9 protein-coding genes are annotated in these 16,649 nt (G+C 59.6%); 4 read left to right on the forward strand and 5 right to left on the reverse strand.

The window, feature by feature from the left end; translation table 11 throughout:
• A partial coding sequence (locus HU715_RS26715; RefSeq protein ID WP_217884365.1) for a hypothetical protein occupies window positions 1–206 on the reverse strand: 206 nt, incomplete at its 3' end.
• A 205-nt stretch (window positions 207–411) separates the two neighbouring features.
• Here HU715_RS26715 and HU715_RS26720 point away from each other — a divergent pair.
• Window positions 412–7,467: a TcdA/TcdB pore-forming domain-containing protein gene (locus HU715_RS26720; RefSeq protein WP_186707867.1), complete on the forward strand. Its 7,056-nt coding sequence runs from the start codon at window positions 412–414 to the stop codon at window positions 7,465–7,467.
• A 12-nt stretch (window positions 7,468–7,479) separates the two neighbouring features.
• Here HU715_RS26720 and HU715_RS26725 read toward each other — a convergent pair whose 3' ends face one another.
• Window positions 7,480–8,076 (reverse strand): MarC family protein, encoded by a 597-nt coding sequence (locus HU715_RS26725; protein ID WP_186707869.1) that lies wholly within the window; start codon window positions 8,074–8,076, stop codon window positions 7,480–7,482.
• A 267-nt stretch (window positions 8,077–8,343) separates the two neighbouring features.
• On the opposite strand from HU715_RS26725, the gene HU715_RS26730 reads away from it, so the two are divergent.
• The 3 genes from HU715_RS26730 to HU715_RS26740 all read left to right on the forward strand — a co-directional run bounded on the left by HU715_RS26730 (window position 8,344) and on the right by HU715_RS26740 (window position 10,619).
• Window positions 8,344–9,153, forward strand: coding sequence for a hypothetical protein (locus HU715_RS26730; protein ID WP_186707871.1), 810 nt, complete (start codon window positions 8,344–8,346; stop codon window positions 9,151–9,153).
• Between the two features lie 61 nt (window positions 9,154–9,214).
• A complete protein-coding gene (locus tag HU715_RS26735) occupies window positions 9,215–9,946 on the forward strand; it encodes a hypothetical protein (RefSeq protein ID WP_186707873.1) in 732 nt (243 codons plus the stop codon).
• Entirely contained in the window at window positions 9,939–10,619 is a 681-nt protein-coding gene (locus tag HU715_RS26740) for a hypothetical protein (RefSeq protein WP_186707874.1), read from the forward strand. The genes HU715_RS26735 and HU715_RS26740 overlap by 8 nt, the downstream gene beginning before the upstream one ends.
• Window positions 10,620–10,656: 37 nt before the next feature.
• Here HU715_RS26740 and HU715_RS26745 read toward each other — a convergent pair whose 3' ends face one another.
• The 3 genes from HU715_RS26745 to purH all read right to left on the reverse strand — a co-directional run bounded on the left by HU715_RS26745 (window position 10,657) and on the right by purH (window position 16,582).
• Window positions 10,657–13,431, reverse strand: coding sequence for a response regulator (locus HU715_RS26745; protein WP_186707876.1), 2,775 nt, complete (start codon window positions 13,429–13,431; stop codon window positions 10,657–10,659).
• Between the two features lie 99 nt (window positions 13,432–13,530).
• Window positions 13,531–14,826: a phosphoribosylamine--glycine ligase gene (gene purD, locus HU715_RS26750; protein WP_186707878.1), complete on the reverse strand. Its 1,296-nt coding sequence runs from the start codon at window positions 14,824–14,826 to the stop codon at window positions 13,531–13,533.
• Between the two features lie 148 nt (window positions 14,827–14,974).
• Window positions 14,975–16,582 carry a bifunctional phosphoribosylaminoimidazolecarboxamide formyltransferase/IMP cyclohydrolase gene (gene purH, locus HU715_RS26755; protein ID WP_186707880.1) on the reverse strand — a complete coding sequence of 536 codons (1,608 nt, stop codon included), beginning with the start codon at window positions 16,580–16,582 and terminating at the stop codon, window positions 14,975–14,977.
• Between the last annotated feature and the right edge of the window lie 67 nt (window positions 16,583–16,649).

Genomic DNA, 16,649 nt, shown 5'->3' on the forward strand with positions numbered 1-16,649 from the left:
GCTGCGAAGCAGACCCCGCCCGGCACTGGGTGTATCAGATTGATCGAGCCGCTGCTTTTGGGGCTGCTGCGCAGCCCAGCGGGAGCAAGCTCCCTCGCCACAGGATAAAAGTTGGGCTTGCGAGTTGCGTTCGATTCTTTTGCTTTAGTTGTCTCCCGTATAAATAAAAGAGCACGTTGTAGTCTTGCTTTTTCTTTGAAACGCATTGAAAGCCTTCCCGTTTGAGTTGTTGGTTTTTAAGCGTTAGAGTGCGTGCCTGATAAGTTGTTAGTGTGTGTTTTCAGTATTTGGCAACGTTAGGTATCGCCAAGTCGCAAAATATTAAATTGAATCAATAGGTCGCCAGAGCACGCGCTGGCGACGCCGTTGTTATATGCCTGTTTTTAACGGAACAGGCCAAGGAGTGTCTTTGTGCAGGAAGCAAACATCAAGACGGACGACAGTGCGCTCGGTTTTATCAGCCTTTTCAAACTGGCCGACCTCGAGCGGGCACTGTTGCCCTATAAAAACAATGACCAGTACGACGCGGTCATCCGTTACTACTTTGCCTGTATCGGCATGCCGGATTCCCACCGGTTGCTGGAGCCATTGGGGCTCTTGAAGCAGACGCTGGCCCAGCTGCTGAGCACCCGCAGGGTCAAGCGCAGTCAGGATGAGCGCGTGTCTGGTCCCGCCAAGGCGGGGATTGACCTGCCGCAGATATACGAAAAAGTCGAACATCATGAAGCGCGTCTTCAGTTCAGTGCCGAGCAGATGAAGAAGCTGGCCACTGGAGTGCCCAAGACCTTGCACTTCGTTTGGCTCGGCGGTGGGCTTGGTGATATTCAGCGCGATTACCTCAATATATGGCGACAGGTGTTGGACCCTCAGGGTTATACATTGAATCTTTGGTATGACAGCGATGCACTACTGGCTTGGCAAACCAATAAACTTATTGTCGAGGCCGCCAAGGCCAGTGTTTTTTTACAAGGCGTGGATAAGGATATCAGTGAAGTCGAGTTGGGCGCCCTGTACAACGAACATGCCTTGGTTCTGAAGCAGCAGATGCAGGCTCATATTAATGCCGCTGTGGCGAATGGCGGTTCAGCCGACGAGGCTCGGATCGATTTACTGACCCGCGCCTACGGTCAGGATGCACTAACGTTGCGCCAACAGTTGGAGCGTAATGGTCGTAGTGTCTTGGACATGGACGGCTTCAAATTGCGTGATCTTGGTGGTGATAAGACTTCGCTGCAATTGCAGGACGGTTATGACCGGGAGATGCGATTGCTCGGTAACATGGCGGCTGCATCGGATATCGTGCGCGCTGAAGTCCTGTATGCCGAAGGTGGTAGTTATACCGATATCGACCACCTTCCGCCGTTATCGGCGACCCTGGGCGGCGTTGACATCAGCGGCTTTGACCATGATGCCCGTCTAGGGACCCTGCAGTTGCTGCTGAACGAGAACCCCGAATGGATGCCAGGTCGCCAGGTCTCCTCCCGTTATCGTGTGCATATTCCGGCTGAGCATCGCCCGGCACTGGAAGCGTTCGCGCAAAGCCGGCCAAGCTTGAGCGAAGTCTTCGAACCTCCGGCGGAGCGCCTGGCCCGACCTTTCGCGCTACGGGCCTTGAGCATGGAGCTATCGTTATCCAACGCCTTTTTGATGGCCCATCCGGGCGCCGAGATTCTTGGGAGCGTGATCGACCGTCTACGCTCCAACTACGAGTTGATTGAAGCATCGGTCCAACTGGCCGCCCAGCGTGACGTTGCATTGAGCGATGTCGGCGGCATGTTGGGTCTGGTGGAAGAAGTCTTCGAGAAAAAACATGGGTCGCTGAGCCATCTGCCGATGGGCGAAGTGCTCAGGGCGATTGCGCGGATATCGGGTGTCGCCACCCATTTCGGCGACGGCATTCGCTTCGAGAGCGAAGGCACTGTCCATCTGACCGGCCCCGGCGCCATGCGCGACGGCATGGCCGACTACGCGAACGCGCGCTTGAGCGCGGCAGCTGCCGACACTTTGTACAAGGAGGCGGGCATCGCTCCCCACTTGACGGTTAACGGAGCCACGGAAGAGGAGCAGAACCACTCCTGGAAGGAAAATGGCAGCCAACCCGAAAAATGGCCCACCGACGAGCGGGCCCGTTGGCATGAAGGTCAGTACCCCACGCGCTACAACGGCGACATCGCCCAGTTACTCAAGCATTCAACCGTTGAGTTCCAACAGGGCTGGCCACTGATCGAAGGCCGAGCCGTGTTGCTGACCGATGTGCTGGAGCGCTTGGTCGAAGGACTCGGCGAGCCGTTCATCGAAGCGATGAGCCAGGGGCATGACGGCGAAAAACGTTTCGAGAAGCCGCTGCCGCTGAGTTTCGATGATCGCCAGCGTATCCGGCGTCAGCCTGCCGATGCACTGGTGCCGGTGTTCCTGAGCGATGCAAAAATGCAAAGCCTGGGAATCGACGACGTCTTGGGCGAGATCGCCGGTGGCACCCGGCGCGTCATTGAGGCCAGCCCTGTGCAAAGGCTGTCGCTGGGCGTGTTGCTCGGCTTGGACACCCTGGAGAACTCGAGCTTCAACACGGCTACGAGTGAGCTGGAGAACTTGGCCAATAGCGTTGTCGAACAGGGCGTGGCCGGCCGTTACGCGGTCATCGAGCGGCAATTGTTCAAGCGCAAGGCGGCCGAGTTCATGGGCGGCCTGTCGAGCGATCCGGCGGATGCGCCACTGCCGTCCGACAGTGCGCTGGAGTTGAAGAGAACGGCCTTGAAACAGGCGCGAACGTTATTCCAGTGGGGCCGTCATGTTGCTCGGATCCAGAAAGTGGCGACCCTTGAACACCGTCTCCAAGTCGTCGAACGCTCCGGGCAAGTGCTGGACGGGTTCGGCCACGGCGGCGTGCAAATGCTCCCTCAGGATTTGCTGCTCAACAGCGATGGCGAGGCCATTGGCGGACGCTGCTATCCCCTGGCGTTGGTGATGAGCGCAGCACTGGCCAAGGGTGAGGTTTCTTCCGGGCACTTGCGCGAGCGTTTCTACCTGGCGGTGCTCGAACCCGGGCAGGCCGATTCCCAGGCTTTTGTGCAAACGCTGGAGACGCTGCGGGACGTGCCGCTGGGTGACGTCGGAACGCGCCTGGGGCTGACGAACCTGGACCAGGTCAGGGACCTGCTCGAGCATTACAGCGGCTCCCGTACGCTGATGCTCAACTCGGATAACCATTCGATGCTGGTGGCCAAGACCGTCAGCGCAGAAGGTGCCGCTTATCATTTCTTCGACCCCAACTTCGGCCTGTGCAAATTCGACCACCCGGATGGGCTGCAACGTGGGCTGGAGCATTTTTTCCGGACTGAGGGCATGGCCCGTTATTACGCTGCCTATGGCCCTGACGCTCGACCGGAATTCGATCTGATCGATCTGCACAGCAAAAAGATAGCCAGCTTGGAATTGTCCGAGGGCTTCACCGTGGCGCAGCTGCTCAAGCCCGAACCTTTGCCAGGAAAACCGGCCCTTGCGATTCGCCAGCGCCTGAACAGTGCCCATGGAAGGTCCCTGGTGGACAACGCGCACCTGGGCAGCAGTTTGCTGGAATTGGACAGCCACTGGTGGGGCCAGCAGATCGCCCAGGCGACGGTCGGTTTGCAGGAGCTACATGGCTCGACGACGCCGCTGGTGCCCTTGTTCGAAACGCTGGAGATCACGCCGCAAGGCAAATATCGGGTGAGCCTGATCGACCCCGCGCACCCACAACAACCGGTCCGCGTGCTCAGCGACGATCAACGCCTACTGCGGATCAAGAGCTGGCTGTCGGAACAGTTTTCGACCCTGGCGCGCAAACCCGTGCAGACGGGCGGCGTCCTGGACCCGACCGAAGCCGGCAGCGTCCATACCCTCAACGCCGGTTTCACCATCCAGGCGTTGATGAATGCCTTACGTGGACGCGAAGGGGACGACCGGACACTGACCACCGCCGTGCGCCTGCACGCGTACGTCAACTATGCGCAACTGGTGCACGGCAATGTCGTGGACGTGGCGGGCCTGGTGCAGTTGGCCCGCACCGCTCTGGTGGAAGAACGGATCATTGCCCGTACTTGCGCGCCGATTGTCGGCCAGGCCTTAGGACATGCAGCCAACGAAGGCGTCGGCGCTGTGTTGGGGTTGGCCAATGTTGGCTTCGATATCTACCAGTTGAAGACTGCGCAAACCGGCATCGAGACCGCGCAATTCGGTACCCAGCTGACATTCGATTCCGCGAGCCTGGCCTTGACGGCGGGCGGCGTCGGGGCTGGGTTGGCCGGGGCATCGACCGCCGCGGCGGTACTCGGCGGTGCGGGCGTGATTCTCGGTGGCTTGGCCGTCGGGGTCGCCGCGCTGGCCCAGGGATTTGCCACCATCGCCCGCGAGGCCCGGCAAGTCGGTCAGTTTTTCGATGACCTGGAGCAGGCCTATCGTGGCGAGGGCTACGCCTATGATCACAAGTTGGCCGCGTGGGTGGCGCGTCCTTCACTACTGATTAAAGGCATCGATCTGCAGGAGGGGACGTTACTGCTCGACAGTCCGAAGCTGTATCCGCTGCGTGATCATTTCGGAGTACCGGGCTTCGACGCCGACGATTCACGGGCGATCAATATCCGCCGGGAGCTGGGGTTGCCCGCACGGATCAAATTCACAGTGCCCGCCGGAAAACCCATCGTCTTGCCCTGTACGCCGCAAACCACCTACGGCTATGAATACAAGGCATTGCCATTCGCCCGCTGGCGCCATGATCCTGGCTTCGACACGGCGCGTCGGCTGGAGAAAAAGCAAGCGGACGGCACCTGGCTGTTTCTGTTCTCGTTCTATTCATTTCCTTCCGACTATATCCTCAATCGTCTGAACCCGGTGTATGGCGAAACGATCATCAAGGTGAATCTGGATGCGCAGGAACGGACACTGGTGGTTCCCGTTCTGCCAGAAGCCTGGCACGCAAAGGTGTCCTATTGGCTCACGGGCGCGGACGGGCGCTGTACCGTGGTGCTCAATCCCGGGGTCGACATAAGGCTTATCGCGCCGAACCTGACGTTTTGCCGTTGGGTGTTGCAGGCAACCTGGGCCAAGGACGCGGATATTCGGGTCGAGTCATCCGGCGACCTGTACATCGGCAACGTCCATGTCACCCGTAGCGGCCGGCAGGAAGTGCTGATCCGTACGGCCGACCAATTGTTCAGCGTCACCGGGGACAAGCGCCAACTGGACCTTGTCGAGCAGACGGCGCCCGAGGGGCTCGATGAGCAAGCGTTGCTCGAGCACTACAAGGCCCTTGCGCGCGAGCATCGATTGGCGCTGCCGTATACGCCTATCCATCGCTATCTGGTTCCGTTCGACGATCCCCTGCAACCGAGCTACACCACGGCCTGGTATGACGCGGCCGAGGACCGCTTCCTCTACATTCGCGACGACAGTAAAGTGCTCGGCGAGCCGCAACTGTCGGTGGTCCTGGATGGCTTCGCCTATTTCTACGATCCCGAGGAACTGCAGATCTGGCAGACGGAGTGCGCCACAGGCTTGCTCAAGTGCCGCTATCTGTTACTCATACAGGACGGCCAGAGCACCATTCGTAGTATCGAGGCGGATGCCCATGGTGTGATTCATGTCGTGCAGGAATATATCGCCGACAATCAAACCGTCCGGCAATACCGATACGTGATTCATGACGGGCAGTTGCTGTTGAGTTCCGTCACCTACGACACGGCACCGCAGTTGCAGGCGCTGCTATCGGCCAACGATACCCTGGCCGAGTGGTCATCCGTGCTCGGCGACTTTCTGCGACTGCCCGCCGGACCTTCGAATAATGGGCTCGCCACGGTCGATTGGCAGCCGGCGCCGTACGTTTCGATCTGCTGGACGATTGCCCCCAGTTCCCGAGACATGGCGTGGGTACGCAGCAGCGATCGACGCCTGATCCTTGCGCAACCCGCCGAGCATCATGCCCGTGGCTGGGATAACTCGATCAAGAAGCTGGACGGGCTGATGCTCTTGCCGATGGCGGACGACAGCGACGTGTTCTTCATCTACCAGCGAGTCACCCCCAACCAGACACTTTGCCGACTGCAACGCAGCGTGAAGGACGGTACGGCGCATTGGACACGCCAATGGGTGCAGCCAGACGGGCTCAAGCAGATCCTGGCCGTTGAAGGGGGCTACGTGGCGCTCGATGAAAACGGGTTGTTCTTCAACCTGGTGGCGCAAGACGCGCTGCAGTTTGCCGGCGTGAGCGAGCACTGGCTCAAGGGGCGTGCGCAGTGGTGGCAAGCGCTTGAACCGTTGGCCGAGCAATACCCGGGCAAGGATTTTGCCATTGCCGGTCTGCGCAATGCCGCCGGTGACGGTAACCTCTGTGCCTGGTACGTGAAGCGCCGATTGTTGTTGTGCGACCCGGGGCTCGACAAGGACGTTCGCTTGCTGGGTGTGGCGCCGGATAATCAGTCGGTCTGGCTGTTCGATCGGTCGAGCGGCGAAATATTGAGCCAGGTATTCTTCGACCCACAGCAACTGAATCAGGTATTCGACACCGGCACGCAACTGTTGCCAGGCGCCAGCCTGCCGGCTTATCAGCGCGAGTGGGCGGGCTGGCGGTTCGCCGACGTCACGCCTGAAGGCAGCGGCTTGCGCGGGATCAGCGTGGACGGTGTGTCGCTGGCGCTGGGGCATCAGGAAATGGCGACCATCACCGGGGTCAACCACGCCTGGGTGCTCGCCCAGGGCGAGCACTTGGTCGACGCCCTCCAGCGATTGCTGGACGCTGCGCAACATGACGAATTCGTGTCGGTGGAGTCCGAGCCTGGAAGCCTGCAATGGTATGACGTGCAAAGTGCCCGGTTGCTGCGAGTCACCGGCAAGAACCTGCCCAAGGACTTTACGTTGCTGGGCACGCAAGCACGGGAGAATGTGCTCCTGCACGAGCACCAGGATGGGCGGGTGCGGATCTATCCGGACAAGCGCAGCATCGGGCCGTTCGATTACGTCCAGCGCAGCGCCCAGGTGCTGGTGGTCGAGGGGGAGAAGGTCAGCCGCGACCTCTTGCCGCTGATTCCCGATGAGGTCAACCGGTTGATCCTGCGTATGGGCCAGGGTGTGGTGACGTGCCATTTGACGAGGGCGCTGTGGCTGAAGCTGGAGTCGGTGATTGTCGACTGTCGCCCTGCCTTGGGTGAAAGGCCCTCCACGACGAGCACGTTGGCCTGGGCCTTCGATGAGCCTGGAAAACTCGTGTTCGAGATTGTCCAGGCGCACTTGGTCATTGTCGATCCGGACAGTGAGCGCTGCTTGATCCTGCGTGATGTGTGCTCCGCCGATCCGGTCTTGCGCGGTGAAATAGGCCTGAGTTTCAACGCCGGGAAATCACGTCCGGTGTCGACATTCGTGGCGCGCTTGAAACGCTTGGGTACGACTGGCAGTGCAACCCTCAAAGAGCTGCTGGCGCCAGCGTCGGTCGTAGAATAAGCGGTCTTGCTTCTATGGCGCCAGGTAGCCCTTCACCCCGGTAAAAATGATCTGCGCCGCCAAGGCGCAGACAAACAGCCCCATCAGGCGGCTGACGATCTGCAAGCCCTGGTCGCCAAGAATCCGCTCGATGCGGCTGGACAGGTAGAGCACCACGCCGACGGTGAAGCTCGCCAGGGCGATGCTGATGATGGCCATGAGTTTGTCGTCCCAGTGCGGCTGGCTCACGCCCATCACCAGCAGGGCGCCGATGGTGCCGGGGCCGACGGTCAACGGAATGGTCAGTGGGACGATGGTAACGTCCTGTTGCACGTTGTCGGTTTGCACGGCCGACTTGCCCTGGGCCATGCCCAGCGCCGAAATGAACAGGACGCTGCCGGCGCCGATACGGAATGCATCCACGGTGATGCCGAACACGCTGAAAATCACTCGCCCGAACAAATACAGCAACACGCTGGAGATCAGCGTCGCGGTCGCCACCTTCCAGGCCAGGCGGCGTTGTTCCTTGCGCGAATAGCCGCGAGTCAACCCGATAAAACAGGACAGGACAAAGAAGGGGCTGTAGAGCACCAGCATCTTCAGATAAACGCTGAACAGCACATGGAGCATGGTTGAGGCTCACGACGAATGAATTTGAGGTGAAGTCTATCAGGCGTCGGGGGCGGTTGTCGGCTGGCGTCGGGGGCTGAAAACCAGAGTATTGGAACATGTCGATTTAAGCCGACGGGTGCTTACGCTTGGTGAGTTGTCAGGCGCTTTGATGGGTTAACTTCGATTTTAATATGCATGGTTACAGTTGTTGGCTTGTTGTTGGGTGATGGGTTGGATAAGTTGGTTTCAAGTCCATGGAGGACTTTAATCAATAAGGAAAAGATGATGACTATTAAAGCAGATGCAGTGGTAACCCTGTCTGATCGCGTTGAACGTTTGCAGGCATATGATCTATCGACGGATGCGGTTAGGATTTCTCCGCGTGTCCTTCTAGATAATTACACGGTGTTGAATTCTGACATTGAGAAACCGGATCGTGCATCGGTGGTGGGTGACGGTGTTCTGGCTTTTGTTTCGGGAATGTCCGAGCAAAACCAAGTCGATGTTCAACACTCATATTTATTTGCCTCCTTAGTGGCGAGCAAGCAATTTCCACGGGATGATCAGGGCAAAGAGTGGTATGACAAGTTTCTAGAGGTTATGCAAACTTGCGGCTGGGTTATTGTCAGGAAGTATTACGACACTGTCGCGGCCTCTGGCAAGAGTTTCAAGATGGATCAGTTGGTGTTGAGTATCCTGGGTTCGGCGGCGACCGTTGCTGCCATTCCCGGCGCAACTTCATTGCTGATGCTCGAGGTTGCAAGGAATGCTATTAGTAAGTTAGAAGCCCGCGATAGACCACTTCGGCTGTTCGAGCAGAACATTAAGGAGTCCGGCTCCGGAGGTTTTAGTGTGTCGGCATGCCATGAGACGTCGCAGGGTGAAGTTCTTATGGCGATGGGTGCGGTGCGCTTCATTCAACGGACGAATCAGACCCAAGTCTTGTTTGTCAATTGGGACAGTAGTTCGGTCGATCTCTATCGTGGTGAAAGCTACATGGCCATGGTACCGACTCTGATTAACCTAACCCGAGCGACTATCTTGGGGAAACTGGGGGACCGTGCGGTAACCAAAATCGAAGAATACGAAATTTGATCTCATATGATCGCTTGGCGACTGCGTTGCGGTCGCCATCTATAAAAGCCAGGGGGTTGTAATGGGCGAACATTATTCGGTGTTTGTGAATGCGGGTGCCGTTATTTTAATGCCGCGGGATATGCTGGAGCAGGAACGACTCGATGTATTGAACTCGGTGTTATTTGCGCAGTTGGTAGCCGACAAAAGAAATCCCAATTTTTCCCAAATGCAAGCCTGGTATGAAACGTACCGAGAGGTATTGAGTAGTGCTTGGTTGCAGAGAGAGGTCGCATGGAAAAGTTTGGCAGTGGGTGACGCCTCGACATTCAAGTTGACGGATTGGGTGGGGGCCCCATTGGCCGGTCATCTTGATTCGGCGACGCGTGATGACGTCTGTCGCGTATTGAATCGCGTTGCTCAATTACCCGTTACCTCGCCGGCCATTGATGTACTGCGCGAGCACGTTCGAAAATTCAAGGACGGACCGTCATCCGGTGCCGCCGTCGAAGCGGCTTGCAAGGTCAGCCTGCAAGTCATTCTCGCCCAACACGGCCCTGTGCTGAATAGTTTCTATGTGGAGTTCAACACAACGGAACAAGTGGTTTCCAACCCACTGGGTCAATCTTTCGCCACTGACAATATCCTGGGCAATATTCAACTGAAGTACTTCCAGGTCAATTTATCCGATGCGCTTTATGGGCCGCTGCGCGAGGCGATCATTAAAAAACTGGGCGATAAGACAGTGAAGAACATTTTTGACGTTTCGGATGCCAATCAGCACGAGCTGGCCGGGAAAAAACTTTATGAGTGATACCTATTTTCAACAGCTCGGCGAGCAAACATTTCTCGGCAGCACCACATCAAGGGCTGCGGTCATAGGGGGAAGCCTCGTCTCATGCAATGAAGGCATGTCTGCCCAAGATCGAGAAGATATCTACTTGAGCAACCTATACGCGCAGTTGTCCACGCGCTCGGCGTACCGGGACGGTTTGGTGGGCAATTGGTTCGATTATTACAAGAACAAGCTCAGATACCTGGGGTGGGACACCGCCCGGCCGGTCAGCCTCGCAGAGGCTGGGCGGGGATTAATGGCCGATAGCGTTTCACGGCAGATATCCGAGTCATTGGGGGGGGATTTTTCGCAGCAGGCGAGCCAGGTGTTAGCGGCGTTGAGGAACAAGCCGGATGCGATTGAAGTATTCGAAGGCGCCAGCCTGCAGCGTGACCGAGGTTTTTTTCAGGTGATTCCTTGTGTGTCGACGACTCCCGGAAAAGTAGAAATAGCGCTCTACCACAAACAATTCAGTACGCGCAGGGTGGTTTCGAAGTTTTTGTTCTGGCCTATGGAAGACGTCGTGACCACCAGTATCGAGCAGCTGGCAATCGTCACATTCAGTACGCTGCATTACGCAACGTTCAGGAAAAAAGTCGTGGCTGCGGTTATGGCCGAAACAACGCGTAATATCCATGCGGTGGAATTGTGAATCGAACTGCAAGCACAAGCGATTGCCGTGCGGCGCCTCAGGAGGTGTGCTCGGCAGTCTTGTTCTGCTGTTCGCGCTGGGCTACCCAGTGTTCGATCAGCTCGCGCAGTTGGGACAGCTCCACTGGCTTGGCCATGTGCCCGTCCATCCCGGCCTGGCGGGCGCGCTCCTTGTGCTCGGCCAAGATGTGCGCCGTGAGCGCTACCACTGGCGTGCGGGTGCGCTGGTTACCCATTTCCCAGGCACGCAATTGCTGGGTAGCGGAAAAACCATCAAGGATCGGCATTTCACAGTCCATCAGGACCAGGTCGTAGCGCTGCTCCTTCATGGCCTTGAGGGCTTCCTCACCGTTGCTGGCGGTGTCGGGTTGCAGGTTGAGCTTGCCGAGCATGCCGCGGATGACCTTGGTGGAGATGCTGTTGTCCTCGGCCACCAGGATGCGGAAGTCGCTCGGCACTTTCACCGGGATGGGCGGGCCTGCATTCACTTGCATGCTCGTCGCCTGGCCCCGGTTGCGCTGGTTCAGTTCGTCCGCCAGGGTGGTCTTGAGGGTATAGCCGGCCACCGGCTTGGCGAGGATGCGCTTGACCCCGCTGTTGCGCGCCACGATCTTGCTCGGCGCGTTGCTGATGCCGGTGAGCATGATCAGCAGGATGTCGTGGTTCAGGCTCGGATCTTCCTTGATCTTGGCCGCCAGTTGCATGCCGGTCATGCCCGGCATGTTCTGGTCCAGCAGCACCACGTCAAAATAGTCCCGCAGGTGCGCCTTGGTGCGCAGCAGTGCCAGGGCTTCCTTGCCCGAGGGCACCGCGCTGACGTTCAGGCCCCAGGCGCTGCATTGCTGCACCAGTACTTTGCGGCAGGTGTCGTTGTCGTCGACGATCAACACCCGTGCTCCTTGCAGCGGGCCATCGAGATCGGAAGTCGGGTGTTCGAGGCGATCCGGGTCCAGCGGCAAGGTCAGCCACAGGGTACTGCCCTGGTTGCTGCCGCTTTTGATGCCGAATTCCCCGTGCATCAGGATGATCAGTTGGCGGGCGATGACCAGGCCCAGATTGCCGCCCAGGCGTGTTGCCGAGAGGAAGTTCTTGCTGTGCAGCTCGGCGTGCATCAGCGTGTCGCGCTCCTCCGCGTCCATCGGCGTCCCGCTGTCCTGCACGGCGATGCGCAGGCGGGGCTGATGGCTGCGCTCGTCGAGGGCGACGACGATCAGCACTTCGCCTTCGTCGGTCTTCTTCAGGGCATTTTCCAGCAGGCTCAGCAATGCCTGGCGCAGCCGCGTAGGGTCGCCGCTGATCACGCGTGGTACCTGGGGCTGGATGAAACTGATCAGCTCGACGTTCTGCTGTTCGGCCTTGGCGCGGAAGATGCTCAGGCAATCCTCGATCAGGGCATTGAGGTCGAACTGCACATCGTCCAGTTCGATCTGCCCGGATTCGAGCCGGGAAATGTCGAGGATCTCGTTGATCAGGGTCAGCAGTTCATTGCCGGCGCTATGGATCGTCTGCACGTAGTCGCGCTGCTTGACCGACAGCGGCGTGCCCAGCAGCAACTCGGTCATGCCCAGCACGCCATTCATCGGGGTGCGGATCTCGTGGCTGATCTTCGCCAGGAATTCGGCCTTGGCATTGATTTCGGCATTGCTCGCCGCCAGGTCGCGGCTGAGGCTGAAACGGCTTTCGTTGATCGAGCGCTGGCGCTCGCCCAGGGCGACGCTCATCAACAGGCCACTGATGCAGATGAAGACCAGCAGGGTAATGATCAAGCCTTGGGGTGCGACCTCCGTGAGCCCTTGCAACGCCGGCAGGATGATCAACGTGCCCAGGTTGAAGACCACCATGGCCGCGACGAACAGCCGGGCCGGGCGGTAGCCCTTTTGCCAGTGCCAGGCGCTGACGAACAGCATGCTCAGGCCGGCCAGGGCCACCAGGGCATAGGTCATGATATTGAGTGGCAGCGTGTTGACGAACAACAGCAGCAGGCTGCACAGCATGACGAACACAATGTCCCCCAGCAGCAGCCGGTTCAACGGGTGCGGGCCCAAGGGCGCGAAGAAGCGGTAGGCGAACATCAGGCCGCAAGGCGCCGTCAGCAACAATGCCAGGTAGGCCCCGGGCGTCTGCACCGCCGGCCAGTCGGGCAGCCAGGGGCCGGCCAGGTTCAGCAACAGCACCAGGCTGAGCATCAGCAGCCCTTCACAGGCGGCCAGCCACAGGCAACTGCGTGAACGGGTATAGGCGTAGCGGGTAAGGTTGTGCAGGATCAGCATGGCGATGCAGCCGAACAGCAGCCCATAAATCAGTGTCTGGTTCTGATCGGCCGCCGCTGTGACGGCCGATTGCAACGTGACGTAGGGGCGCAGTTCATGGCGCGAGGCCAATCGCAGGTAGACGTCCAGCGACTTGTCGCTGCGCGGCAGGGGCAATATGAAGTCACTGCTGGGCACCGACGGTTCGGTATGCGTGACATTGCCGCTGATTTGTTGTTCGACCAGGGCGTCGCCGTCCAGCACGTAAAGGTTCAGGCGTGACAGGTCGGGTGCGAAGATGCGCAGGATCTGTTCGTGCCTGTCCGGGGCCAGGCGGAAACGCAGCCACAATGCACCGCCGGGCTCGGCGGCCTTGAGGCGGTCAAGGTCGATGGGGCTGAATTGATTGGTGTAGCGGGCAGAGCGGATATCGCTCAGCGTCAGGTCGCCCTGTTCGTCGAGCAATACCGCCCAGCCACTGCCTGGCGCGGCCTGGGCCGGGAGCATGCAGAGCAACGTCAGCAGGGTGACGGTAAAGCCTATGGCAATCCTGAGCCAGCGCACGGCGAAATCCCTTCGTAGGTTGATGCCAGATTATAACTATGCGCGGCGCCGGAACAGTCAGGCAAGGGCCGCAGACCCTTGCCTGGCTGAATGGCTGGGTTATTCCAGATTTTCGCCACGCTCGCGGGCAATGGCACGGTAGCCAATGTCCTTGCGGTAGAAACAACCTTCCCAGTCAATCTCGGCGGCAAGCTTGTAGGCCTGCTGCTGAGCTGCGTCGACACTGGCGCCCAAGGCGGTGGCGCACAGCACACGACCGCCGGCCGTGACCACTTGCCCATCCTTCAATGCCGTGCCTGCATGGAACACCTTGCCTTCCAGCCGGGCCGCGGCGTCCAGGCCCTGTATCGCGCTACCCTTGGCGTAGTCGCCCGGGTAACCGCCAGCGGCCAATACGACGCCGACGCTTGGGCGCGGATCCCATTGGGCTTCGACCTTGTCCAGGGCCTGGGCCAGCGCAGCCTCGACCAGCAGGACCAGGCTCGATTGCAGGCGCAGCATCACCGGCTGGGTCTCAGGATCGCCGAAACGGCAGTTGAATTCGATGACTTTTGGGTTACCAGCCTTGTCGATCATCAGGCCAGCGTAGAGGAAACCGGTGTAGACATTGCCTTCTTCGGCCATGCCGCGCACGGTAGGCCAGATCACCAGGTCCATGACGCGCTGGTGCACCTGTGCGGTCACCACCGGGGCCGGGGAGTAGGCGCCCATGCCACCGGTGTTCGGGCCGCTGTCGCCATCGCCGACACGCTTGTGGTCTTGGCTGGTGGCCATCGGCAGGACGTTCTTGCCATCGACCATGACGATGAAGCTGGCTTCCTCGCCGTCGAGGAACTCTTCGATGACCACGCGGGAGCCGGCGTCACCGAAGGCATTGCCCGCGAGCATGTCACGCACGGCGTCCTCGGCCTCGGCCAGGGTCATGGCAACGATTACGCCCTTACCGGCGGCCAGGCCGTCGGCCTTGATCACGATCGGCGCGCCTTTCTCGCGCAGATACGCCAGGGCCGGTTCGATTTCAGTGAAATTCTGATAGTCGGCGGTCGGAATCTTGTGACGCGCCAGGAAATCCTTGGTGAACGCTTTCGAGCCTTCCAGCTGCGCGGCACCGGCGGTTGGGCCGAAGCAGTCCAGGCCACGGGAGCGGAACAGGTCGACCACGCCGGCGACCAGCGGCACTTCCGGACCGACGATGGTCAGCGAGACGTTCTTCTCGGCGAAATCGGCCAGTTGTTCCAAGGCCAGGACGTCGATGGCGACGTTTTCGCACTTGGCTTCGATGGCGGTGCCGGCATTGCCCGGTGCGACGAAAACCTTCTGCACACGGGGATCCTGGGCCACTTTCCAGGCCAGGGCGTGTTCACGGCCACCGCTGCCAATGATCAAAACATTCATTTCAAAAACCTCAAATTCTATAAGGCGCTGCTGGAGCGCTTTATGTGGGAGCGAGCCTGCTCGCGAAAGCGGTGTGTCAGCCAACATCAACGTCGCTGGCAGATTGCATTCGCGAGCAGGCTCGCTCCCACATTTCGATCGGGTTGGATCAGTGACGGAAGTGGCGCATGCCGGTGAAGACCATCGCGATGCCAGCCTCGTCGGCGGCCGCAATCACTTCATTGTCACGCATCGAGCCACCCGGCTGGATCACTGCGGTGATGCCGACCTTGGCCGCGTTGTCGATGCCGTCGCGGAACGGGAAGAATGCATCGGAGGCCATGACCGCGCCCTGTACTTGCAAGCCGGCGTGTTCAGCCTTGATGGCGGCGATGCGGGCCGAGTTCACGCGGCTCATCTGGCCGGCGCCGACGCCGATGGTCTGGCGGTTCTTGGCGTAGACGATGGCGTTGGACTTGACGTACTTGGCGACTTTCCAGGCGAAGATCAGGTCGTTGATTTCCTGTTCGCTCGGGGCACGCTGGGTCACGACCTTGAGGTCTTCGCTGCCGATCATGCCGATGTCGCGGCTCTGGACCAGCAGGCCGCCGTTGACGCGCTTGTAGTCCCAGGCCGGCGCACGGTCGGCCGACCATTGGCCGCAGGCCAGCAGCCGCACGTTGGCCTTGGCGGCGACAATGGCGCGAGCTTCTTCGCTGACGGAAGGGGCGATGATCACTTCGACGAACTGGCGCTCGACGATGGCCTTGGCAGTCTCGGCGTCCAGCTCACGGTTGAAGGCGATGATGCCGCCGAAGGCCGACTCGGTGTCGGTGGCGTAGGCCAGTTCGTAGGCCTGGCGGATACCGCCCTCGGCGTCCGGACTCACGGCCACGCCGCACGGGTTGGCGTGCTTGACGATCACGCAGGCCGGCTTGACGAAGCTCTTCACGCACTCCAGGGCGGCGTCGGTGTCGGCCACGTTGTTGAACGACAGTTCCTTGCCTTGCAGCTGGGTGGCGGTGGCAATGCCGACTTCGGCGGGCTTGGCTTCCACGTAGAACGCCGCGCTCTGGTGCGGGTTCTCGCCGTAGCGCATTTCCTGGGCCTTGACGAACTGGGTGTTGAAGGTGCGCGGGAATTCGCTGCGGCCTTCCGTGCTCAGGGTTTCGGCAGCCTGGTTCACGGTGCCCATGTAGTTGGCGATCATGCCGTCGTAGGCGGCGGTGTGTTCGAAGGCCTTGAGCATCAGGTCGAAACGCTGGGCGTAGGTCAGGCCACCGGCCTTGAGGCTTTCCAGCACGCTGGCATAGTCGCTGGCGTTGACTACGATGGCGACGTCCTTATGGTTCTTGGCCGCCGAGCGGACCATGGTCGGGCCGCCGATATCGATGTTCTCGATGGCGGTCGGCAGGTCGCAGCCAGGCTTGTTGATGGTGGCTTCGAACGGGTAGAGGTTGACGGCTACCAGGTCGATTGGCTTGATGCCGTGTTCGTTCATGATGGCATCGTCGATGCCGCGACGGCCGAGAATCCCACCGTGGATTTTTGGGTGCAGGGTCTTGACCCGACCGTCCATCATTTCCGCAAAACCGGTGTAGTCCGCGACTTCCACTGCGGCGACGCCGTTGTCCTGCAGCAGCTTGAAGGTTCCGCCGGTGGAGAGAATCTCGACGCCCAGCTGTTGCAGCTCGCGGGCGAATTCGAGGATCCCGGTCTTGTCGGAAACGCTGATCAAGGCGCGGCGGATCGGCAGGCGGGTGGTCTGGTCGGTCATTTCAATTTCCATCAAAAGCAAGGGAAGTCAGCAAAAAAGGCGACCGTTTTTGATGCGGGCGCCTTTC

This window comes from Pseudomonas zanjanensis (genome assembly GCF_014268745.2).
Lineage (GTDB): Bacteria > Pseudomonadota > Gammaproteobacteria > Pseudomonadales > Pseudomonadaceae > Aquipseudomonas > Aquipseudomonas zanjanensis.